This window comes from Microcystis sp. CS-574, assembly GCF_028329095.1.
Classification (GTDB): Bacteria; Cyanobacteriota; Cyanobacteriia; order Cyanobacteriales; family Microcystaceae; genus Microcystis; species Microcystis ichthyoblabe_A.
In genome coordinates this window covers 1-23430 of sequence record NZ_JAQMSY010000222.1, presented here as the reverse complement: position 1 = coordinate 23430, position 23430 = coordinate 1, and the positions used below count along the sequence as shown (strand labels likewise).

Below are 23430 nucleotides of genomic sequence, written 5' to 3'. Positions count from 1 at the left end.
CGAAGAGACTATCAGTATAGACCTCGTTTCCACACAGAAACCAGAAGAGCCACCTAATTTGCTATCGACGACCGACTCCCCAAAAGCAAAACTTTGTACCTCACCATTAAGATAACTGTTATCAAAACGCGGATATCACTGCCAATAGAGTTCGGTTTTACCGTTATGGGATGGGCATTAACGGGGGTAATATTCTAGGTAAGGAATTTGTATCTAGTCAGTGATGAAGACGATGTTAAAGGGGTCTTTACCGAAATTAAGCGATATTTTCCCGCCGACTGACCATCAGGACCGGGAAACTTTCACCCCCAATGCTTTTTATCCTAATTTATCGGAATGGCTCAAGCGCTCGCAACTGAAAGCGGAAAGTGAATGGTTCGCAGCGATCGCATCTTTAGAAAATATCTTATTACAAAACCCAAATAATGCCGCCAGTCGGGGTTTAATTCTCTCCGGTCCGACGGCTTTAGTCAGAGAAAGCAAGGCTTTAACGGGTTTTGAATTTGGTGTTTTCACCGTTAAAGCTTTAAAACATTTACAATGGCTGGGTTTGCAATTGCCTTCTCAGGAAAAATCCGCCGCCGATATTTCCCCAACAGAGATCCATGAATTACCCCTCTTGCCAACGGATCCGATTGCTAATGAAAGATTTTGTCTGGTTTTTAGCGAAAGTTTCGCTCTTTTGCTGGTTTTAGGCGAGGATCAGTGGGGTTTGTCCTCTTTTCAATTTTCCTTTGATCCCGTCCTCACTCAGCAAGCTTGGCAGCAGTTGCGGCAACGATTAGTTAATCTGCGTTATCCGCAAATCGAGACTTTAGAGGCAATTATCGAGGCTAATGGCAGTCCCTCGCCGGATTATCGTCTAGTTAGCCAATTTAGTCGCCAATTACTGCAAAATTTACCCAACCAGCCTAATTTAGACCTGAAAAAAACGAAATCGCCTATCAATGCCGAAATCACTCCGCCAAAGGAAGATAATTCTAATTTAGAATCGGGTTGTGATTTGGAATTATTGCGCGCTTTAACCCACGAAATTCGCACCCCTTTAACCACCATTCGCACCATTACAAGATTATTGTTAAAACGGGCCAAAGTAACGGAAGATGTAGAAAAATATTTAGAAACAATCGATTTAGAATGTAGTGAACAAATTCAGCGCATGGAATTAATTTTCCGAGCCGCAGAATTGGGTATTAATCCTCTGGGAGATAAACCAATTCAATTAATTCCAATTGCTCTAGAAAAAGTCTTTCAAGATAGTATTCCTCGGTGGCAAAAACAGGCTAAACGGCGCAATGTCAATTTAGAAGTTAATGTACCGAAAAAATTGCCTTCGGTAATTAGCGACCCGAATTTATTGGATCAAATGTTAAATGGAGTCGTGGAAAAATGTACTCGCAGTATGGCTAGTGGTGGACTGTTGCAAGTACATATATCAACGGCAGGAAATCAATTAAAAATGCAGTTTCAAACTCAAATAAAATCACCTAATCTTACCCTCAAAGCTTTGGGAAAAGTCCTAATGTTTCAACCAGAAACCGGTAGTTTAAGTCTGAATATGAAGGTGACTAAAAACCTTTTTCAAGCTTTGGGAGGTAAATTGATTGTGCGTGAAAAACCCGAAGAAGGTGAGATTTTAACTATTTTCTTGCCCCTCGGACGCATTAAATAAGTTGGGATTATTCTCAATTTTTCATCTTGTAAAATAGGCAAAATTGCCAAGAGGATGCTATACTAGGGCAACAAATATTATTGATAGTTGCCATGGAAAAAACTGTTTTAATTTTAGGTGGCACTGGTCGCATTGGTCAAAGTGTCGCCCTAGATATTATTAATCATACTTCAGCTAAAGTTATTATCACAGGACGCAAGGAAAAAGCGATTAAATTACTGCCAAGAATGCAGTTTTTGGCTTTGGATTTAGAAGAAATAGACAAGCTTAGACAGGCAATTAAAAAGAGTGATTTAGTTATTCATTGTGCCGGTCCCTTTCATTATCGCGATGGCAGGGTAGTAAAAATTTGCATCGAAGAAAAAGTCAATTATATTGATGTTAGTGATCATCGTTCTTTTTATCAAAAGTTAATTCCCTATCGAGAATTAGCGATAAAAGCGGGAATAACTGCCGTGGTTAATACGGGAATTTTTCCTGGTATTTCTAATAGTATAGTGCGGGAGGGAGTGGAACACTTAGATAGGGTAGAAACGATCCGTTTAAATTATGCCGTAGCCGGTTCAGGAGGTGCGGGATTAACTGTGATGCGGACAACTTTTCTCGGTTTAAAAAAGCCTTTTTTAGCTTGTATTGAGGGAAAATGGCAAGAGATTAAACCCTATACTGCCAGGGAAGTAATTGACTTTCCCGCTCCTTTGGGTAAAACTGGTGTTTATTGGTTTGATATGCCAGAAACCTATACTTTTGCCGAATCTTTTCCAGTGCAAAATGTGATCACAAAATTTGGTTCTATTCCCGATTTTTATAATCATTTAACTTGGATTACTGCCCATATTTTTCCCGATGCTTGGGTAGAAAGTTATCGGGGAATTGAGTTTTTTTCCCAAGTTAGTTATCGCATGACAGAAGTAACCGATAAATTTTCGGGAATTGGGGTGGCAATGTTGGCAAAAGTCGTCGGATGGCAAGGGCAGCAAAAAGCAGTTTATCAAGCAACTATGGTTCACGAGAATACTGCTCAAGCAGCGGGTTGGGGAACTGGCAGCGTGGCAGAATTAATCTTAGCGGCAAAACTCCAAAAAGCTGGGATTTATCCCGTGGAACAGGTGTTATCCACAGAACTATTCCATGCTACGATGAAAAAAAGAGGTATTAAACTCGATCGCTCCTGTACAATTGTGGCTTAGAAGATGAAAAAAATCTGGCGTTACCTAGGACTGTTTTGTTTAGTTTTGTTACTGACTTTATCCCCTATCTTCATGATAGCAGCCCAGAATAATCCTGCTAAACAGGGACAGGAAACACCCCTGGAAACTTTGGGAGAAGTTTTTCCCGTCATGCTTGATAATCAAGAACTTTTTACGATTCGGCAGGGAATAGGTTCTTTTTCAGCGCAAGAAAGAGCGAAATCGATTACAGACAGAATTGAAAAAATTGCCGATGACGATGCTCTTTCTCCTGAAGATTTAACTATAAAAATTGATCCTGAAGACAAAAACCCTTCGATTATTTTGGGAGATACGGTTATTGCTACTATTACTTCTAAAGATGCCAAATTACAGGCGGTCAGTCAAGAAGTATTGGCCGAACGAGCTTTAGCAAAGATTAAAGCGGCCATTGTCCGTTATCGTCAAGAACGTCAACCGGATAACCTCTTAAAAGATGCAGTTTTGACGGTAAGTGCTACCTTGGCCACGGTCTTAATTTTCTGGGTAATAATTTTTATATCTTCGCGGGTTTTTCCCCAGATTCAGAGGTTAATCACCTCCCTAGTTCCTGGGGTCGTATTCCAAAATTTTGAGATTATTAGTTCCCAGACAATAGGAATTTTTTCCCTAAGAGTTTTGCAATTTATCCGCACTCTAATTATTTTAACTATTCTCTATTTTTATTTAACTTTTGTCCTTCGTCTTTTTCCCTGGACTAGAAAATTTGGTGATGGTTTTCTGCAATACTTTTTTAGTGCTTTAGAAGTTGTTTCCCAAGAGATAGCAAAATATTTACCCAGTATTTTTATCATACTGCTAATTATTTTTATAACTCACTATCTGTTGAGAGCAATTAAACCATTTTTCACTGGATTGGAAAGAGAAAATTTAGTAATTAATGGTTTCTATCCCGATTGGGCAAAACCAACCTATAATTTACTGTCACTGCTGATAATTGCCTTAGCTATAGTCATCGCTTTTCCCTATCTACCTGGATTTAATTCTCCTGCTTTTCAGGGGGTGTCGGTATTTTTAGGGGTACTATTTTCCTTGGGTTCCACCTCTGCTATTGCTAACGTGGTGGGGGGAATTATCCTCATCTATACCCGCTCTTTTCAACTAGGAGATAAAATTTCTATTGGTGATGTTATTGGAGATGTGATTGAAAAAGGATTATTAGTCACCCGTATTCGCACACCAGCTAATAGAATTATCACGATTCCTAATTCATCGCTGTTAAACACTAATGTGATTAACTTTAGTGTCTCTCAAAGGGAATTCAAACAGCCTTTAATTTTGCAAACCACAGTCACTCTCGGTTATGATTTACCTTGGCGTAAGGTTCACGCAACCCTGAAAGAAGCAGCCTTAGCCACCCAATTTATTGTCTCAGAACCTGCTCCTTTTGTCTTGCAAACCAGTCTCGATGATTTTTATGTCAGCTATCAGCTAAATGCCTACACCGATCATCCTAACAAAATGGTGTATATTTATTCTGAATTACACCAAAATATTCAGGATAAATGTAACGAAGTCGGTATCGAAATTATGTCTCCTCACTACAAGGCTCTCCGGGATGGCAATCACAGCACTATTCCTGAAAATTATCTGCCGGAAGATTATCAAAGTCCTGCTTTTGGTATTCAGTCAAATCCTCAGAAGTAATAATTTTCCTAATAGTTTTAATCGCATTTGTCAAGCCCTTTTGAGTTATTGTTGATAATTCTTCACCAAATTCACAATTAATAGCAGGAATAAATATTCCCCAGGCCCTAGGAGTTTGTTGATAAATTGCTTGAGTTAATGCTAATAAAAAAGTAGGACTTTCTGCATGACCGAAATTATTCCATTCGGTAACTGCCGCTAATTTTTCTATCTGGATATCAGTTTGATTAGATAATACCGCATCAACAAAAATAACTAGAGAAGCATCAGCTATATCGGCCGCTAACTCAGGAGTCAATTGATGGGTAGCGATGACCTCTAGATTAGACCAATTCTCCTCGGCAATAATTTCGGCTATTCTCACTCCCACTCCGTCATCATTTCTTAAAGTATTACCATAGCCGATAAGCAGTATTTTAAAATTATTCATGGTCATAGCAGTTATCTTAATGATGATGTACAAAGTTTTCCTTTTTGGGGAGTCGATGGTCGATACCAAATTAGGTTATACTTCGTCTTGACCAGAAACGCTGTAAAATAAGTATAGGATATCTGGGATGATCTCGATACACAGCTTGACCTAATCGATAAATTAACTGAGTCTGGTAAGAAAACTTAAGCCTTGATAGTAGTTTCTTGATGAGGAAAAAATTATGCTAAGGAAGAGTCATAAATACTATCTCTTTTCTCTCACCTAGAAATCATCTCTAGGCGAACCAGAAAATACTGATATTCAATTAAGTCTAGAATTTAGTCTAGCTATGGAGAAATTGCCTATTTAAGCGACTTTTTTCCCTAAAATGACCACATCAGCCAGAAAATCGTCTAGAGCGGCAATTTGGGGTAAATAACCCCATCGTTGAAAGCCGAATTTTTCAAAGAGACGAATACTGGCCTGATTGTGGGCAAAAATAATACAGATAAGATTAGATATACCCAATTTCGGACAGCAATTCAGGGCATATTCTACTAATAATTTACCGATTCCACGACCTTGATAATCGGGGGAAATATATAAACTAACCTCTGCCGTTTTTTGGTAAGCGACACGACCATAAAACATCTGTAAACTTAGCCAACCCACCACCCGACCTTCGATCGCTATTACCCAAATGGGATACTGTTCAGGATCGTGCTTTTTAAACCATTCTCGCCGACTTTCGAGGGAAATAGGCTTTAAATCTGCGGTTGCCTTGCGAGTGGGAACAGCAGCATTATAAATCTCGATAATTGTTGGTAAATCTGTTTCTTTAGCCTCGCGAATAATCATAGAATATCAAGTAAGATGAAGTATAACCTAATTTTGCCTTGTCTCCTAACTTCTGAACTCTCCTATATCTCTCAATATTACCTTAAAATTGAGTTTGATAGCGGACGGTAAACTCATTCAAATTGTAATCGTAGGAGAAGCGGATAAAAGACTGGGAATTAACTCGATAGACGGTTTCCAAATTGGGAAGAATATTAAAATCGGTTGCTCCAATCGCATTACTAACCGCATTCTCCACATCATACACGACTCCTTGAGCTAAGAGGGGAATCGCCAACTGAACCACTCCAAACTGAATTAATTGTTCTGTGTTTTTCCCCTGTAAACCATTAAAAACCGACAGCAATTGTTCCCCCAACAGTCGAACGATTTCCCCTTGGCTGCGGGGGGGAGTGCTAGTTAATTTAACTAGGGGAGTATTAAGCAATCCCTCATCTTCACCTCTAGCAAAAGCCACTCCTTGTAAACAATTAGCAGCTTTTTGTAATTCTGCATTTGTGTAGTTTTCCTCTAGGGGAAAAGGGGGACTATTGGGACGAATTTGGCACACTTCATTAATATTACGGCCTAAATTTGGTAGCAAGCGGTTTAATTCCCCTTCAACGCTGAGGGTGACATCGATCCTTTGAATGCGATTCAGACTATCATCGGGAATTTCATTACTAGGAAAATCCCCCCCCGGACGGGAGATAGCAAAATCGCGAGATTGAGAAAATTCGCTGAGAATTGTTCGCAGTTGAATATCAACAAAGGGATTAAAAAGTCCCAACCCGCGACTAGAATCAAAAACAATAACATTTTGATTGCGTCGGTTAAGAAGAAAACGAGTATCGATGTAGCTAACCCGTCCCCGATCGAGATTAATCACTCCATTGGTTTGTAATTTCTCCAGTGAAGTGAGCGAACCGTTCAAGGTTAAAGCACCACTAAAATCAAATTGATACAAAGGTTCTTGTTCGATGGATAATCCCGCTAAAGACACTTGGAAATTATTTAAAACTGGAGTAATATTGGTCGTCTGAGGAATGTTGAGAGGCTGCAGCCAGCGACTCACTGGTTTATCCGTTTCTTGATTAATTTCTGGGGTGCGAGGAAGAAAAACTTTACCCCGAGAAAGACGTACATTACCCCCGATAATTGGTTGTTGAATTGTTCCCGTTACCATGGCATTCCCAGCAATTAATCCCCGATAAAGACCATTAATTGCTATATCTCCCTCTTGAATATTAACTGTTAAGGGATTAGGATTATTTTTGATGGCTTGAAAGAAAGGTAAAACTCCCACCACAGAAATTTGTCTGTCAGCGATCGAGCCTTGTAATTCCTCTACTGTTAAGCTTTCAGGGGTTAACCCAATGCGGCCATTTACGGTTAAAATCTCTGGAAAAGCAACACTGCGGATAGCGGCATTATTGAGAGTAACTATACCATTTGCTTCTAAATCTTTGATTTTTAAGCCTTCTTTTATATCTAATCTTCCCGTCGCTGAAAGAACTACCTCTCCCTCACCTTTAACCCATTCGATGGCGTTTTGACTGATAGCTTCAATTAATTTGAGTGCATCGGTTCCTAATTTTGCTTGGATTTTTAATTGATCATTACTCGGTAAGGGAGGATAGGGAATGCTGGCATAGAGTTGGATTGATTCGGAGGAGGTTGTCCGCAAATCAAAACGATACTGATTATAGGTAAATAAACCAATTATATCTTGATTAATATTTTGGGCATTAATTGCACCATCAATAAAGCCAAAGTTACCCTGAATACGAGGATTTAATAAAGTTCCTGTAATTTGACCTTGAGTTTTTAGACTACCAGATACATCCAAGGGAAACTGCACAAAATTTCTCAAGAGATCGAGAGAAAGATTTTCCACGGCAAAAGTCCCCTCTACTTTTTTTAAGGAAAAATCACCCGCTAAAAATACGGAAGAATCTCGTGATTTTAATCTAATCGGTTCTATCCTGAGCAACTGACGATTTAAGTTAAGATTAATTGTTACTTCATCAATGGGAATTAATTGGGTATCGGTGGTGACAATTCCGAGAGGTTTAACAATATTTACTGTCGGTCTTTGGGGTCGCCATTCCCATCGATTGCCCTGAAATTGTACGCTAAGATCGGGATTTTTTAAAGTCCCAGTTAAGGCTATATTTGCTTGATAACGACCACGAAAATCTAGTTCAGACGGTATCCCAACTACCCCCCTTTCTCCTGCTAATTGCTGGATTATTTCTTCAATTTTTGCCCGCAAATTTACCTGTTCTGCTAGGGAAGCTTCGGGATTACCTACTCCTAGGGGACTAAGTTGAATAGCTGGGTTATTCTCAGAGGAGAAAAAGTTGATTAAACTGGTTAAATCATAGATACTAGCAACTGATAATAAATCTTGAATATAACCTTGATCTACCCTGAGTTTAGCTTCTATTTCTTGGGTTCGCCAATTAAATAAACCTTGCAGATTATATTGACTTGCACCTGCTTGTAAACTACCTTCTTGCAGTTGAACTATAGAATCCCGATAAACCAAATTTGCCGTTAATTTTTCCCCGATTAAGTTACCTAAACTAGGTCGATTAATCTCTAGTTGTCCCTCACCCTGTAGGTTAAATAAATTGATGTCTAAATTAGCACTCAATTGGCCAGTAATAATCCCCGGAATATTGTAGGCTGCCGTCGGAGATATTTTCAGGATTTCTAGGGGAAAATCGGCAATCTGAACATTTAAATTTTCTCCGCTTCGTTTAGCTGTTGCTAAAAAAGGAGTTTTATTTCCAAAAGCTTGGCGAATATTTATCCCTAAAGGAAGATAGGGCAGCAGACAATTATTTTGTTGACAAGGATCGAAAGTTAGGTCAATAATGTCCTGATTTCCCCGCAGATTTAAACTAATATTTTGACCGATTCCTGCTTGAATTGTTCCTTTTAGTAGGGGTTCAAAGAGTCGCTCATTAATGCTAAAGTTAGCTAAATTTATATCTCCTTTGATTCGTATATTTCCCACTTTTTGCCAAGCACTTAAGAGATTTTTTCCCGTGATTTGTCCTTGAAATTCTCCGATCCCTGTTAGTGTCGATTCTTTGGGTTTTAGGTTAGAATCAATCGGTAAAAGCGATATAATCTGAGTTAGCCGTACAGCAGCAAGGTCGGTTTTTGCCTGTAGATTTAAGTTAACCTCAGCGATATCGGGTTGACTGGTAAGATTAGCTAAAAGAATATTTCCTCGCACATTAAAGCTATTTTCTCCCCACTGTGCCGAAAGATTATTAATCTGAATTGGTGTTACTCCCTGCCAAATTTCTTTAATATTTCCCGCTAAATTGGCACTAAAATCTAGGTTAGGAATCGAGATTGATTTTACTCCCCCCAATTGCCTTAGTAGGACAGCGGGATCAAGATTAGCGGCAATAATATCACTTTGCCAAAAATTATTATTCAGTTGTGCCTTAGCTTTAATCTCTCCTTTAGCTACATTAATACGAGAGTTAAAAACTGCTTTAATACTGCTTAAGTTCAGTCGTTTTTCTAGCAGAGAGTCGAAAATAGTTTGGGCATTTCCTGTTGCTTGAAACTTCGTTTGGTAAATATTCAACGCTAGGGGAATATTAGTCTGAAAACGCTCTAAACTACCGAGAATATTAAAAATACCTTTGTTTAACTGAATATCAGTATTAATCGGATTATTATCCACTAACAAGCGAGTATTTACTCTAGCATTGATGGTGGACAGATTTGGTATTTTCCCCGCTAGTAAATTATTGATTGCACCAGTGAAATTGACTTGGGTTTTTCCTAGACTAACAGGAATATTTATCTTGGGTAAAAACGGATTTAAGTTAATCCCAGTCGTATTAATTATACCGCTTAAAATACCTTGTTCCAGTTGGGCTGTCGTTCTTAAAAATCGATTATTGACAAATAACTGTATATCTCCTTCTCCGCGCCAAGTTTTTAAATCCGTTAAAGTACCACTAATTAGAGAATTTATTCCACCAGCAAAGCTGATTTTTGTCCTGCCTAAACTAACGGGAACTGTTAAATTTTCCACTAGAGGATTGAGACTAATTCCCCCGGTGTTAACTGTTCCTGTCAGGAAACCTCGATTCAGTTTGGCTGTGGCAATTAAAGGATTATTATCTACTAATAACTCCATATTCCCTTGACCTTGCCAACTGCTGAAAATATTATTTTTATTATTCAGCAATTCCCCTAAATAACCCTGTAAATTAATTTGCGATTGCGTTAATTTAACCTGAGTTGGTAAGTTAGGCAATAGGGAATTAATCGGCAATCCCGCTAAGACAGCTTTAGCCTGAAGATTTCCTTGCGATACTTGACTATTGACTAAAATTGTGCCTTGTTTACTGCTAATTTTTAAGTTAGCAATTCCGTTTAAAGTATTAACATTGAGTTGATCAATTTTGCCACTGACTTGAATATTAGCTGTCTCTAAACTTAAGGGTTCTAAGGTTTCTAAGTAGGGGCAAATAATATCTACATATTGACAAACGATAGGCACAAAAGGAGTCAATAAAAAGTTATTACCCGTGATTTTTGCTTGGACTAATTTGCTAGTAAAATCACTATTAGCATTAACCTGTAGTTTGCCAGTATTTGTTTTAATGACCGTATCGGTTAAATTGATTTTGTTGCCTCCTAAAAATACTTTGCCCTCCCCAGCAACATTGATTAATCCTGACTGATTAACCGCGGGTATTTGCCAATTAATTAATAATTGGGGCAGTCCTAAACTCCCTCTAGCTTTAATATTAGCTTGCAGATCGCTTATATTAATTTGAGCGGGAATTGTGGCCAATTGAGATAAAATTTTTCTTGTGGGAAAATTGGCTTGTAAATTCAAATTAATCGGCATTTTTGTCCCGTCAAGAGGTTGATTTTTTTGCAGGGATTGCAGAATATTTAATTGCAATTTTCCTTCCCCTTTAATTTCTCCACCTGCAACGGGTTTAATTTGAATTTTATCTAGATTAAGACTATTGAGATTTGTTTGAAAATTACTGGTTATTGATTGAATGGGAATTTGCTCAAAAATAATCGGTTTGCTGCTGCTAACGGTTCCTTTAATTAGAGGTTGATCTAATTTTCCCGTCACTTGAAAAGTAGAGCGTGCCTCTCCCCGTAAATCTAGAGGTGATTGCAGATAAATAATTCTTAAAAGCTGTTGTAAATCCACCGATTCTAGCGCGACCTTGAGATGATAACCAGTTTGCCAATTTACTTCTCCCTTCACCTCAGTTTTAATCTTGCCAATACTTGCGGTCGCCTGTTCGACTAATACTTTATCTCCCTGTAAATTTAACTTAGTTGTTAGCTTAATTGGATACTGGAAAGGTTGGAATTTACCCGCCAAATCTGTCACCTGAAAATTGCCATTTCCTTCGGTTTGATTTAGCTTTGCCCAACTGGGAATATTGAGAGCAATATTAGCATTTACTTGTCCTTGATTTAATTGGAAATTGCTCCGAGGAATTAAAGTTAATAGTTCATTTAAGTTCAAACGATCAATCTGAAGATTAGTTTGACTTTCGCCCGTTTTTAACGCCGTTTCTCCTTGAATTTTTACTTGACTTTTGAGAATTTCTGCGCTAAAATCGTAGGTGAGAGGCTGCCTTTGATTATCGATGAATCTTCCCTGACCATCGGCCTTAATTTCTATCGGTTTTTTCAGGGCATAGGGTTGGATAGTAATGTCTCCCTTCTCCACCTGAAAACCCAGGTTTAACCTGATGAGTGCCTCCCGATCTAAGTTACTAGCTATTTTTTCTAAATTATCGAGCCATTGACCATTTTTATCCTGATCGAGATAAATACTGGGATTAATTAACTTGACATCAACTGGCAGCGGCAGACCTAAAAGTAAGGGCAGCGGATTTAATCCCAATTCGATCGCATCAATAGATAAACTATCAGCAGAATTGGCCGTAGCTGGAATTTCCGATTTACCGATACGAATGCGATTAAAATAAAAGCCCTCTATCTTACCTACCCTGACAGGTCTGTGCAGCATTTCACTGAAGATATTGTCTAAAATTGGGGTGAGACGTTCATAAACTAAATAACGAGTCGTAAAATAGCCAAGGGAGGTAATTCCTAGGAGAGTAATTCCCCCGACAATTAAAGTAGAAGGCCGGCGGACAAATCGACCGATACTCAGAAAAAGATTAGGACGAGGAGAAGGATCACCAGGGGAGTTACTCATAATTGTCTACCTCACACACACCAAAGAAAGGGCAATGGCTCACCAGAGCTAATGAACTATAATAATTCACCGCGGCACTGATAGCCCTCAATCGATTAATTGCCATTTTTTAGGCAATTATTGGGCTTAAATCCTGTGGGGAAGTCAAGGGCTGCGGCCAATTAAAAGCCTCTCTCCCCATCTTAGCCTAAGACTCGAATGGCTGGCTAAAATTTTCAACAATTCGCCAACATCTCGCCAGTTTCAACAGCTAACCGAATTAATATTGATCAACCCACCAGTTCAAGCAGAATATTGCTAGGATCAATAGGTTTGGAAATTGAAGATTGAGAGAAAAGTTGTGCAGACAGACAACAATCCGGCGCAGTCTGGAACAACAACCGGAAGTATTCAGTCTTAGAATAGTGGGATTAGCACGTCTATTATTTTTACTGCAAAAATCGTCTTATAGATAAAGATCATGAAAGCCAGATTATCGATCGCCCTAACCGCCCTAATGACCTTGGGCATAACTGCCACACCAGCGGCCAACTTTGACGAACAGGACATCGAGCAGACCCAGGTAGTAGCGATCGCTCGTCCCTACGGAGGTAATAAATTTGACCTCCTAGTATTGGAACAAATCCGGGGAAAACAGAAGTGTTGGAGCGAAAGCGGCTCAAATCCGGTCATGATCGACCCGCTGCTTCTCAACTTTGACTTTACCGGCATTTGTCGCCGCGCCACCGATAGTAATGGTTATTCTATCCGTCTCGATGGCCGGGATTTTGGGCTAGATTACATCCTGCGTATTGTGGAACGCAATGGCGAATTATACTTAGTGGGAACTCCCCGGGATGCTCGCAGACCGGAATTAGTGGTGGGAAGAACCCGAGGAATGCAAACAGGATTTATGAAAATTATCCTCGAACCGGGTTGGAGATTCAGCCGTCGTACTTTCCAAGGCAAAAGTTTAGGCCACTTCTACTTTAGCGGCAAAGAAACAGAAGTTCTCGCAGCCGCCGGCAGACCTCCTATCAACGAAACCACTCCTCCCCCCACTGCCCCCCCCACTTCCGGGGCCAGTTTCCGGGATATTAGCGGCGATATCTATAAAACTGAGATCGAAAAAGCGATCGCGCTTGGGGTAGTGGCTGGTTTTAAAGAAGATAACAGCTTCCGCCCCGAAAATCCCGTTACCAGGGAACAATTCATCTCGATGATTATTGAGGGGATGGGAACTGTCACTAAAATTAACCTAGAAGATATTCCCCCCGGCAGCGGCAGTTTTAACGACGTAGAAGCGACGCGCTGGAGTGCCAAAAAAATCCAATGGGCCCGGGCCAATGGTATTGTTGCCGGCAAAGCTAACGGCGAATTCCGTCCGGGCGACCCCATCACTAGGGCCGAATTGATGGCGATTCTCAAACAGGCCGCCACCTACCTGAAAACTCAGCAAAAACAAGCCCCCGATTTGGCCCAAACTAAAACCCCCGCCAATTTTTCCGATACTTCTGGTCATTGGGCCGCTGGTTTAATTACCCAGATGTCGGGATTTTGCGCTGTGGCCTCTCCCTTGAACGAACAGGGTAGTGCTTTTGTACCAAATGATCCCACCCGTCGTAACTACGCAGCAGCCGCCATCGTCCGTACCCTCGATTGTGTTAAAACCGCCAAAAAATAAGTAGGGTTTGCGGCAAAAAGTTTTTCCTAGGGGTAGGGTGTGGGGTTTCACCCATTTTTGGGTGGTCAATTACCTAAAATTCAGGGACTTTTTCCCTGAATTTTCCCCCCGCTCACTCCCATGCCCAGAACTTTTTGATCTCAAAAAAGCCTAAAGATATTATCCAATTACTGATGACCGATGACCGATGACCGATGACTGATTACTGATTACTGGTCACTGATTACTGATTACTGATTGTGGTTATTAATTTTTACTTTAGGTATGCCGTCGAGTATTCCCGCTAGACTGGAAAATAATGCACCTCGGCTAGACAAAATCCTATGGTAAAGCTGCTCGAAAATCCTCTCCGAGTGGGATTGCGACAAGAAAGAACCCCAGAACCCTTAATCTTAGTCATTTTTGGGGCATCGGGAGACTTAACCCAAAGAAAACTGGTTCCTGCTCTCTATCAACTGAAACGGGAAAGACGACTACCGGCCGAATTAACCATCGTCGGTACAGCGCGCCGAGAGTGGAGTCATGATTATTTTCGCCAACAGATGCGCCAAGGCATCGAAGAATTTTCCGACGGGATTGGTAGTGAGGAATATTGGCAAGACTTCGCCCAAGGGTTGTACTATTTCCCCGGCAACATGGACGACCCAGAAAGTTACGCCAAAATGAAAGTCTTTCTGGAAGAATTAGACGGAATCCGGGGAACCCGCGGCAATCGAGTCTTTTATCTAGCGGTTTCTCCTAATTTCTTTCCCCCCGGTCTTAAAAACCTCGGCGCGGCGGGAATGCTGAAAGACCCAATTAAACACCGCTTAGTGATCGAAAAACCCTTTGGCAAAGATCTCAGTTCTGCCCAAGTTCTCAATCGAGTCGTACAAGAGGTTTGTCAGGAGAACCAAGTTTATCGCATTGACCACTATTTAGGCAAGGAAACCGTCCAAAACTTACTGGTGTTCCGATTTGCTAACGCCATCTTTGAACCCCTCTGGAATCGTCAATTTATCGATCACGTCCAGATTACCGTGGCCGAAACCGTGGGAGTGGAGGAGCGGGCCGGATATTACGAAAAATCGGGAGCTTTGCGCGATATGGTGCAAAATCACCTGATGCAGTTATTCTGCTTGACGGCGATGGAAGCACCCAACGCTATTAACGCCGATAGTGTCCGTGGCGAAAAAGTCAAAGTCCTGCAAGCGACTCACCTGGCCGATATTAATAACCTGGAAAAATCCGCCATCCGCGGCCAGTATAAAGCCGGTTGGATGAAAGGAAAACCCATTCTGGGCTATCGGCAAGAACCGGGGGTTAATCCCGAATCGACCACCCCCACCTACGTGGCCATGAAATTAATGGTAGATAACTGGCGTTGGCAGGGTGTCCCTTTCTATCTGCGTACCGGTAAACGTCTGCCGAAAAAAGTTTCCGAGATTGCCATCCAATTCCGCCATGTGCCGTTATTAATCTTCCAATCGGCGGCTCAACAAACTAATGCAAATGTACTGAGTATGCGGATTCAGCCTAACGAAGGTATTGCCCTCCGTTTTGAGGCGAAAATGCCGGGCTCGGAATTACGCACTCGCACGGTAGAAATGGACTTTAGTTATGGTTCCTCCTTCGGTGTCACCAGCGCCGATGCCTATAATCGCCTACTTTTAGACGCTATGCTGGGAGATCAAACCCTATTTACCCGTTCTGATGAGGTAGAAGAAGCATGGCGCATCGTTACTCCCGCTCTCGCCGCTTGGGACGCTCCCGCCGATCCCGCCTCCGTACCCCAATACGAAGCGGGTACCTGGGAACCCACAGAAGCAGAATTTCTCCTTAACCGCGATGGCCGTCGTTGGCGACGACTCTAAAACAGTGAACAGTGACCAGTAATCAGTGAGCAGTAAACTAAAAACTCACATCTGATAACTGATAACTGATAACTGATAACTGATAACTGATAACTGATAACTGATAACTGATAACTGACATGACTACCCAAAGCCCCCCCATTGTCTCCCTGCAAGCACCGAAAGATGTTTCCATCGATGTGATCGAGCAGGAACTGCGCGATATCTGGCAATCCTATAATAATAATGAGGATGGGATGGCCGCCACCCGGGCCACCACCTTTAGCTTTATTGTCTATGAACCCGATGCGGTACAGGAATTGTTAACCCTTCTCGGCTATTACACTGGCCCGATTGATGGTATTGCCGGTCCGCGGACCCACGCCGCCATCAAAGTGGCCCAGAAGGACCTAGAACTAGAAGTAACTGGGCTTTCTAGCGATGAATTTGTCGCTCGGTTAAGGGCGGCCTGGGAAGCGGAAAAAAACGCCGAGGATGGGGCTAATCATCGTCAATACGCCGCCGATTTGGATGCGATTGGAGTGGCAGATGCGATCGCTGCTTCCAATCCCTGTCGCATTATTACCCTCTGTCCCACTGCCGAGGCCGATGAAGGGGTAAAAGCCTCCGTTTCTGCCTATTGTCCCGTTAACAAACGTAGTCAGAACACTTTAGTTTGCTGTGAATACGTCACTTTAAGCGGCACAGCGGAAGCCTTGGAACGAATTGGTGGCATTATTTCCGAGTTAACTATTCCCAGTTTGCCCAAATTTCTCTGGTGGAAAGCCAGTCCCGATGGGGAATATGGACTATTTAAGCGTCTGGCCAGTCAATGTGATACGATTATCGTCGATTCCAGCACTTTTCGGGAACCGGAAACGGAACTGCTGCAAGTGGGGGATTTATTAGCCACAGATGTACCATTGGCTGACCTAAACTGGAGTCGTCTCGCCCCTTGGCAAGAACTAACCGCCGAAGCTTTTGATCCGCCGGAGCGCCGGGATGCTATTCTGGAAGTCGATCGCATCACTATTGATTACGAAAAGGGCAATCCTTGCCAAGCTTTTATGTTCCTCGGTTGGATGGCCAGCCGGTTACAATGGCGACCGGTGGGATATAGTCACCGGTCGGGAGATTACGCTATTCATCGGATTAGCTTCCTCGGTCAGGACCAGCGTTTAATTGAGGCGGAATTAGCCGGTATTCCCGTGGCCGATTGGGGTGAGATACAAGGGGATCTGATTAGTATTAAACTCACTTCTACTAATCTTCAGGCCGATTGTTGCACGGTAATTTGTTCGGGAACTACCGGCTGTATGCGGATGGAAGCTTCGGGAGGGGCCCAATCTTGCCGCGTTGAACAAGTGTCCCATCTGGAAGACCAAAAAACAGAAACTCTCCTAGGTAAACAGTTACAGCGTTGGGGCCAGGACGTGCTTTATCAAGAAAGCATGAAAGTCACTAGCTCTATCCTCAAATTATCCCAACCAGACTAGCAAATTAGCAACAATAATCCTACCCACTTTGGAGAGACCTTGTTAACAAGGTCTCTCGATATTTATACAGCAGTCAGCACCTGATTAAAACCGATAATTATAAGTAGGTAGGCGTTAAAAATTATCAGACACCCCCCTTATCAAGGGGGGCAGGGGGTATCTAACCTAAAATCCATTTTTAATTTAATTATAACCAGCTACTTACCTTTTCAGAAAACAGGTTATCATAAAGACAGAGCTTTGCTTTCAAGGGGGCAATATGGTCGCAACCACTGAGAAACGCTACACAGTCGCAGAATACTTTCAACTAGAGGAAACTGCCACCGACAGACACGAGTATCGAGATGGAGAAATTATTATTATGACTGGGGGAACTCCTAACCATAATCGCATTGCGGGAAATTTTTATAGAAGATTTCCCTTAACTATCCAGAATCAAGCCTATGATATATTTATCACCGATCTACGCTTGGCAATACCCGCCTATAATGTGTACACCTATCCCGATCTTATGATCGTTAAGGGAGAACCAATTCTTGAAAGAGGACGCACCGATACGATTACCAATCCACAGGTGATTATCGAGGTTTTATCAAAATCTACTCAAGACTATAATCGGGGTGATAAGTTTAAATTTTACCGCTCTCTTGATAGTTTTGAAGAATATATTTTAATCGATCAATATGGTTATTATATAGAACAATTTCATAAAAGGGGCGATCATTGGGCATTCCGGGATTATCACGATCAAGAAGCGATTTTAACTTTGTTTTCTCTAGATTTTCAAATATCCCTGACAGATTTATATCAGCGGGTGGATTTTACCGCGATTGAAGTATCCTAGTGGCTCAACTATTTTTGCCGCAAAAGTATTTGTATGATTAACTCCCAATCCAACTTTAAAAACCCACTCCCTAATTCATAAAAAAAGGTGGGGCAACACCCACCTTGTTTAAACCTGAGATATTAGCGATAATTAGGCTTCATCGAGAGCGGCAATACCGGGTAAAACCTTCCCTTCGAGTAATTCCAAACTAGCGCCACCACCGGTGGAAATATGGCTCATTTTTTCCGCCACTCCCACTTTTTCCACCGCCGCTACCGAGTCACCACCACCGATAATGGTAGTTGTACCCGTAGCGGTTAAATCGGCTAAAGTGTGAGCGATCGCATCTGTACCCGCCGCAAATTTATCGAACTCGAACACCCCCATGGGGCCATTCCAGAGGACAGATTTACAGTTAGATAAAGCTTTTTGGAAAACTTTAACTGATTCAGGTCCAATATCCAATCCCATCCAACCATCGGGAATATTTTCGACCTTGACGATTTGGGACTCGGCATCTTTATCGAATTTATCCGCTAACACCACATCAGTAGGAAGGAGAAATTCCACCCCTTTTTCTTTAGCTTTCGCTTCCAGGGATTTGGCTAATTCCAGTTTGTCCTCTTCCACCAAAGACTTACCAACACTTAAACCGCGGGCCTTGTAGAAAGTAAAGATCATACCGCCACCGATGAGCAGTTTATCGCACTTTTCTAATAGAGTTTCGATCACGCCAATTTTACTAGAAACCTTAGAACCGCCGATAATCGCCGCTAGGGGACGTTGGGGAGTTTCAATAGCTGCTTGTAGGTAGTTTAACTCTTTTTCAATCAAATAACCCGCCACCGAGGGGCTGAGATAGTGGGTAACGCCTTCCGTAGAAGCGTGGGCGCGGTGGGCGGTACCAAAAGCATCATTAACGTATAAATCGGCATTAGCGGCTAATTTTTTGGCAAAATCGGGATCATTTGCCTCCTCTTCACCGTGGAAACGCAGATTTTCTAACAGGGCCACTTGACCGTTAGACATTTGACTAATCGCTGCCGTAACTCCCTCACCAATAGAATCGGGACACATGATTACTTCTTGTCCCAATAATTCCGAGAGACGTTTAGCCACAGGAGTCAGACGCAAATTTTCTTTAACTTGACCGTCGGGACGACCCATGTGGCTGCATAAAATAACCTTAGCCCCTTTTTTGATTAAATCCTCAATAGTTGGCAGTGCTGCCCGAATACGGGTATCATCGCTGATTGCCCCGGTGGCTTTGTCCATGGGAACGTTAAAATCGACCCGGACTAAGACCCGTTTGCCCGCTAAATCAGCCTCTGTTAAATTCGCTACTGTTTTTTTTGGCACAGCCCATAACCTCCTAGATTGCTTACCGTACAATAAAGATTAAATCAGGGTATCGCTACTTGCGGCAATTACTTTGACAAAGATTATTTCAGATTTGGGGATCAGTGTTGCAGTTCCAAGACTGATTTGCCCAGAAAAATTTGATTGGAGAGACTTGCTAATTATGTTTGAGACGATTTTATTTCCCATCGACCACAGCCGCGAAAGTCGTGACGCTACCAGTAGTGTGATCGAATTAGTCAAAATCTTTGACAGTCGTTTGGTGCTGTTGTCGGTGGTGGAAACGACACCCACCGGAGAAATTGCCGCCGACGATAAGATGAGTTCGATCGAAGCGGTGGATAGATTGTTACAATCGGCACAGGCCATTTTCGCCCAAGCTGGCATCAAGGCGGAAATGATTGAAAGGGAGGGAATGCCTTCTTTTGTCATCTGTGATGTGGCCGATGAAATTAATGCTCACCTGATTGTTATGGGTTGTCGCGGTTTAGGATTAACTAGCGAAGGTGTGTCCGAAAGCGTCACCACCAAAGTTATTAACCTTGCCCCCTGTCCAGTGTTGATTATCCCTTAATCAGTGAGCAGTTATCGGTGAGCAGTTATCAGTGAGCAGTTATAGCGTTTCCTAAGCTAGTGAGGTACACCTATTTTTCTTCCCTTTTGCCTCTTGCATGAGTGCATGAGTGCCTAAAACCCATAACTTTTGTAGCTCAGCAGACTGAAAAAGGCTATATCATACTAAATCCAGTTATTAAAGACTGATTATCTATTCCTCCTTTTGCCCCTTGCCCCTTGCCTCTTGCCTATCCTGATATGTAGCCTATACTCAACGGATTTAGTATCAGATGTGAGTTTTCAGTTCACTGATTACTGTTTACTGGACGGCTACGCCGTGCCTTTGGCAACACTGAAACAAAGCTCCCCACTCCCCCGTCTCCTCAGAGAAATGTAACGAATTGTGAGAGTTTCAGCCGTCAACCCTTGAAAACTCGATCGATGGGGTTGCTTGAAGTAATTCTTAGGCCTAAAGTGTAATCTTAAAGTTTTATGATCAATTTTCCTGTTGATCGGAAAAAGGAGAACTCAAACACAATGGCTGAAACTGGATACAAACAGGTGGTGACACCCTACAATGATGATCCGTTCATTGGTCATCTAGCTACCCCCATTTCCGCTTCTGGTTTTACCAAAGCTTTTATTGGTAACTTACCTGCCTATCGTCCCGGTCTAGCTCCGATTCTGCGCGGTCTAGAAGTGGGTATGGCCCACGGTTATTTCCTCGGTGGTCCCTGGGTTGTCCTGGGTCCCTTGAGAGACTCGGAATATGCTAATCTCGGCGGCTTAATCCCCGCTTTGGCCATGGTTCTCTTGGCTACGGGTTGTTTAGCTAGTTATGGTCTTGTCTCTTTCCAAGGTAAGGCCGCTAGTGGTGATCCTCTGCAATCCTCCGAGGGTTGGAGTCAATTCGCAGCCGGTTTCTTTATTGGTGGTATGGGTGGCGCTTTTGTGGCCTATTTCCTCCTAGAAAATCTTGGTGTCGTTGATGGCATCATGCGCGGGGTTTTTAATCAATAATTAACCCTTGTTCTACCTGATTATCATTTCCTTATTTTTTTACTAGGAGCATTTGACATGACTGGTGCCTACGCAGCTTCTTATCTGCCTTGGATTTTAATCCCAATCGTCTGTTGGTTAATGCCAGCCGTGGTTATGGGGTTGTTATTTATCTATATCGAAAGTGAATCCTAATTTAGCCTAGGATTCCTACAATTAAGGACTTGAAAATTAGCTATTTTATAGTTAGTTTCCAAGTCCTATTTTCTGAAGAAAAAAGAAAAAATTGACCAGATGAAAATGAGATGCACCCCTACCCCCACCGAAAAACTTTTTGCCGCAAACCCCACTTATAAAGCGGTTAGATAGCGGATTTTTTCCAACAATAGGGAGGGTTGAATCGGTTTGAGGAGATAGTCATCAATGCCATGACGACCGAGGAAATTAACGCTGATTTCAGGGGTATCATTCAAGATTAGCACTTTACTGGCTTGAGTTTGCCTGGATTTTTTTAAGAGATGACAGAGATGATATATATCGGGCATTTTCCGATCAACAATTATAATACTTGGCTGCACGATCTCAATTTTTTTGATAGCGGAGACACTATCGATTAACCAAATAACTTGATAATGTGCCACCATCAATAACTCACAAATAAGATTGGCGATTTCTTCGTCACTTTCAATCAAAACTATAGTGGGATGGTGCTGATTAAAATGGGGATTATGATCCGAGGGTTGGGGTTGAGATTTGGGTGGCTTTTGTTGAGGTAAACGGACGGTAAAGATGGAACCTTTATCTAAGCAAGATTCTACCTCGATCGTGCCGCGATGCAGTTCCACTAATTGTTTAGTTAAAGCCAGTCCTAATCCCATACCACCATAACGACGTTTACGAGAGCCATCCAACTGGGTAAATTTTTCAAACAGAAGCGGTATTTTTTGAGCAGGAATGCCGATGCCCGTGTCCTCTACCTGAAAAATGACCTGACTGCCTTCTTTCCACAGTCTCAGCGTGACAGCACCCTGTTCGGGGGTAAATTTCAGGGCATTTTTTAACAAGTACAAAAGTATCTGCTGAACTCGATCATAATCGGCATAAAAATAATGCTCTTTTTCGGTGATTTTCATCTCTAAAATCAGATTAATTTCTTTAATTTCTGCCTCTGTTTTGATAATTTCTAAAACATGATTACAGAGATATTTTAGCGAAAATTGTTTAATATCTAAAACGGCTTTGCCTGCCGAAATTTGCGAGAAATTAAGCAAATCATTAATTAATTCTAATAATTTATTGCCGTTATCCTGAATCACTTGTAGATAGTGTTTTTGTTTATCGGGAGGTAAAAAATTACTGGCTGCCGAGCATTTTTGCAGGGTACTGGACAAACCGATAATACAAGTTAGGGGAGTTAATAACTCATGACTCATATTATTTAAAAATTCACTTTTGCAGAGGTTAGCGGCTTCGGCGGCCATTAAAGTATCTTGTAATTCTTGGGTTCTTTCGATTACCCGGCGCTCAAAAATATCTTTTTGTTCCTGTACTTGGGAATATAATTGCGCTTGATAGATAGCGATGGCGAGATGTTCACCAATCTGACCTAAAAATTTCTTTTCCTGCGGCAACCATTGGCGTTTTTCTCCACATTGATGGGCAATTAATAAACCCCACAATTCTTCTTGTACCACAATGGGAGCGATTAATTTTGATCGCACTTGGTGTTGTCGCAAAAATTCCGACAAACAGAAGGAAGAAGAATAGTTAACATCCACATCATCCACGGCCAGAATTAATCCTTGACGATACTTTTCCTTGTATTGGGGAATATAGGAAAAACAATCGTCTTCGGGGGTTAAATTTAACACGGAATTTATCTGGTCAGAAACGCGCGACTCGGAAGTTATTTTTCCCTTTCCCTCACCGATACCGGGGAAAAATTGATAAATTAACAATCGGTCCACTTGCAGAAATTCCCGCGCTTCCCTGACCACGGTTTCCAGAATCACCGGTAACTCCAAACTCTGACGCATTTGGGTGATGACTTGGTTTAATAATCTTTCCTGTTCGATTTGTTGGGATAGGGCCGCTTCTACCGGTTGACAAACAGAGAAGACGCGGGGACAACCCCCCTCAGCAGCCGGAGAAGAAATTATCGAGAGAATTTTGACTAAAATTTTATTTTGAAAACTGCTGACATTAATGGACAGAGGCAGATTTAAAATTTGATAACCCTGCTGAATTTTTGGGTGGTGGAGAGACTTGACGGCCAATCCTTGCAGAAAATTTTTAATCGTGTTCGCTTCAAAACTAATGCGGACTTCGTAATCAAAGTTATGTGCTTGGGGACTGGCTAACAATAAAGCTTGTAGGTCAGTGGAAAGCAAGAGTTGATAGATTTCCCCTGTCTGTGGGGGAATATCTCTTTCACTGAGACTAATCCTGGGCCCTGTTACCTGTATTGCCAACTGTCCCCACCAAGAACGAAGTTGTTCGAGGTGAGTAGATGACAACACTTGACAGCAAACATAAGCGGGAGAAGCGTTCATTTATCAGTTATCAGTTATCAGTTATCAGTTATCAGTTATCAGTTATCAGTTACCAGTTATCAGTTATCAGTTATCAGTTATCAGAAGGCAGGAGGCAGGAGGCAGGAGGC

The 23430-nt window shown here is 41.8% G+C and carries 15 protein-coding genes; 10 read left to right on the top strand and 5 right to left on the bottom strand.

Annotation, left to right across the window (positions count from 1 at the left end; all coding sequences use genetic code 11):
* The first annotated feature begins 232 nt into the window (after positions 1-232).
* The 3 genes from PN470_RS18090 to PN470_RS18080 all read left to right on the top strand — a co-directional run bounded on the left by PN470_RS18090 (position 233) and on the right by PN470_RS18080 (position 4548).
* Positions 233-1672: a sensor histidine kinase gene (locus PN470_RS18090; RefSeq protein ID WP_271935874.1), complete on the top strand. Its 1440-nt coding sequence runs from the start codon at positions 233-235 to the stop codon at positions 1670-1672.
* Between the two features lie 92 nt (positions 1673-1764).
* Positions 1765-2862: a saccharopine dehydrogenase family protein gene (locus PN470_RS18085; protein ID WP_272104896.1), complete on the top strand. Its 1098-nt coding sequence runs from the start codon at positions 1765-1767 to the stop codon at positions 2860-2862.
* Positions 2863-2865: 3 nt separating this feature from the next.
* Positions 2866-4548, top strand: coding sequence for a mechanosensitive ion channel family protein (locus tag PN470_RS18080; protein WP_016516022.1), 1683 nt, complete (start codon positions 2866-2868; stop codon positions 4546-4548).
* Here PN470_RS18080 and PN470_RS18075 read toward each other — a convergent pair.
* The 3 genes from PN470_RS18075 to PN470_RS18065 form a co-directional block, all read right to left on the bottom strand.
* Positions 4475-4978 (bottom strand): hydrogenase maturation protease, encoded by a 504-nt coding sequence (locus PN470_RS18075; protein WP_271935873.1) that lies wholly within the window; start codon positions 4976-4978, stop codon positions 4475-4477. The two genes, PN470_RS18080 and PN470_RS18075, sit on opposite strands and share 74 nt — an antisense overlap.
* Before the next feature lie 348 nt (positions 4979-5326).
* Positions 5327-5818 carry a GNAT family N-acetyltransferase gene (locus tag PN470_RS18070; RefSeq protein WP_002735254.1) on the bottom strand — a complete coding sequence of 164 codons (492 nt, stop codon included), beginning with the start codon at positions 5816-5818 and terminating at the stop codon, positions 5327-5329.
* Positions 5819-5900: 82 nt separating this feature from the next.
* Positions 5901-12038, bottom strand: a complete 6138-nt coding sequence (locus tag PN470_RS18065) for a translocation/assembly module TamB domain-containing protein (RefSeq protein ID WP_272104895.1) — start codon at positions 12036-12038, stop codon at positions 5901-5903.
* Between the two features lie 460 nt (positions 12039-12498).
* On the opposite strand from PN470_RS18065, the gene PN470_RS18060 reads away from it, so the two are divergent.
* The 4 genes from PN470_RS18060 (at position 12499) to PN470_RS18045 (ending at position 17873) form a co-directional block, all read left to right on the top strand.
* A complete protein-coding gene (locus tag PN470_RS18060; RefSeq protein ID WP_272104894.1) occupies positions 12499-13701 on the top strand; it encodes a DUF3747 domain-containing protein in 1203 nt (400 codons plus the stop codon).
* A 323-nt stretch (positions 13702-14024) separates the two neighbouring features.
* Positions 14025-15554, top strand: a complete 1530-nt coding sequence (gene zwf / locus PN470_RS18055) for a glucose-6-phosphate dehydrogenase (RefSeq protein WP_002736082.1) — start codon at positions 14025-14027, stop codon at positions 15552-15554.
* A gap of 119 nt (positions 15555-15673) precedes the next feature.
* Positions 15674-17029: a glucose-6-phosphate dehydrogenase assembly protein OpcA gene (opcA, locus tag PN470_RS18050; protein ID WP_271935870.1), complete on the top strand. Its 1356-nt coding sequence runs from the start codon at positions 15674-15676 to the stop codon at positions 17027-17029.
* A gap of 259 nt (positions 17030-17288) precedes the next feature.
* Positions 17289-17873: a Uma2 family endonuclease gene (locus PN470_RS18045; protein ID WP_130756682.1), complete on the top strand. Its 585-nt coding sequence runs from the start codon at positions 17289-17291 to the stop codon at positions 17871-17873.
* A gap of 132 nt (positions 17874-18005) precedes the next feature.
* On the opposite strand, the gene PN470_RS18040 is transcribed toward PN470_RS18045, so the two are convergent.
* Positions 18006-19214, bottom strand: coding sequence for a phosphoglycerate kinase (locus PN470_RS18040; RefSeq protein WP_002750594.1), 1209 nt, complete (start codon positions 19212-19214; stop codon positions 18006-18008).
* A gap of 163 nt (positions 19215-19377) precedes the next feature.
* On the opposite strand from PN470_RS18040, the gene PN470_RS18035 reads away from it, so the two are divergent.
* From PN470_RS18035 to PN470_RS18025, 3 genes are all read left to right on the top strand, one after another.
* Positions 19378-19788, top strand: coding sequence for a universal stress protein (locus PN470_RS18035; protein ID WP_016516027.1), 411 nt, complete (start codon positions 19378-19380; stop codon positions 19786-19788).
* Positions 19789-20306: 518 nt separating this feature from the next.
* Positions 20307-20789 carry a photosystem I reaction center protein subunit XI gene (locus PN470_RS18030; protein WP_002737469.1) on the top strand — a complete coding sequence of 161 codons (483 nt, stop codon included), beginning with the start codon at positions 20307-20309 and terminating at the stop codon, positions 20787-20789.
* A gap of 57 nt (positions 20790-20846) precedes the next feature.
* The gene (locus tag PN470_RS18025; protein ID WP_002737043.1) at positions 20847-20963 is read left to right on the top strand and encodes a photosystem I reaction center subunit VIII; all 117 of its coding nucleotides are present in this window, start codon (positions 20847-20849) and stop codon (positions 20961-20963) included.
* Positions 20964-21118: 155 nt separating this feature from the next.
* On the opposite strand, the gene PN470_RS18020 is transcribed toward PN470_RS18025, so the two are convergent.
* Positions 21119-23320 carry an ATP-binding protein gene (locus tag PN470_RS18020; RefSeq protein WP_272104893.1) on the bottom strand — a complete coding sequence of 734 codons (2202 nt, stop codon included), beginning with the start codon at positions 23318-23320 and terminating at the stop codon, positions 21119-21121.
* Between the last annotated feature and the right edge of the window lie 110 nt (positions 23321-23430).

Bases quoted from the DNA above. Each gene is read 5' to 3' on its own strand.
- PN470_RS18090 (WP_271935874.1), top strand. From the start codon at position 233: ATGTTAAAGGGGTCTTTACCGAAATTAAGCGATATTTTCCCGCCGACT.
- PN470_RS18085 (WP_272104896.1), top strand. From the start codon at position 1,765: ATGGAAAAAACTGTTTTAATTTTAGGTGGCACTGGTCGCATTGGTCAA.
- PN470_RS18080 (WP_016516022.1), top strand. From the start codon at position 2,866: ATGAAAAAAATCTGGCGTTACCTAGGACTGTTTTGTTTAGTTTTGTTA.
- PN470_RS18075 (WP_271935873.1), bottom strand. From the start codon at position 4,978: ATGAATAATTTTAAAATACTGCTTATCGGCTATGGTAATACTTTAAGA.
- PN470_RS18070 (WP_002735254.1), bottom strand. From the start codon at position 5,818: ATGATTATTCGCGAGGCTAAAGAAACAGATTTACCAACAATTATCGAG.
- PN470_RS18065 (WP_272104895.1), bottom strand. From the start codon at position 12,038: ATGAGTAACTCCCCTGGTGATCCTTCTCCTCGTCCTAATCTTTTTCTG.
- PN470_RS18060 (WP_272104894.1), top strand. From the start codon at position 12,499: ATGAAAGCCAGATTATCGATCGCCCTAACCGCCCTAATGACCTTGGGC.
- zwf (WP_002736082.1), top strand. From the start codon at position 14,025: ATGGTAAAGCTGCTCGAAAATCCTCTCCGAGTGGGATTGCGACAAGAA.
- opcA (WP_271935870.1), top strand. From the start codon at position 15,674: ATGACTACCCAAAGCCCCCCCATTGTCTCCCTGCAAGCACCGAAAGAT.
- PN470_RS18045 (WP_130756682.1), top strand. From the start codon at position 17,289: ATGGTCGCAACCACTGAGAAACGCTACACAGTCGCAGAATACTTTCAA.
- PN470_RS18035 (WP_016516027.1), top strand. From the start codon at position 19,378: ATGTTTGAGACGATTTTATTTCCCATCGACCACAGCCGCGAAAGTCGT.
- PN470_RS18030 (WP_002737469.1), top strand. From the start codon at position 20,307: ATGGCTGAAACTGGATACAAACAGGTGGTGACACCCTACAATGATGAT.
- PN470_RS18025 (WP_002737043.1), top strand. From the start codon at position 20,847: ATGACTGGTGCCTACGCAGCTTCTTATCTGCCTTGGATTTTAATCCCA.
- PN470_RS18020 (WP_272104893.1), bottom strand. From the start codon at position 23,320: ATGAACGCTTCTCCCGCTTATGTTTGCTGTCAAGTGTTGTCATCTACT.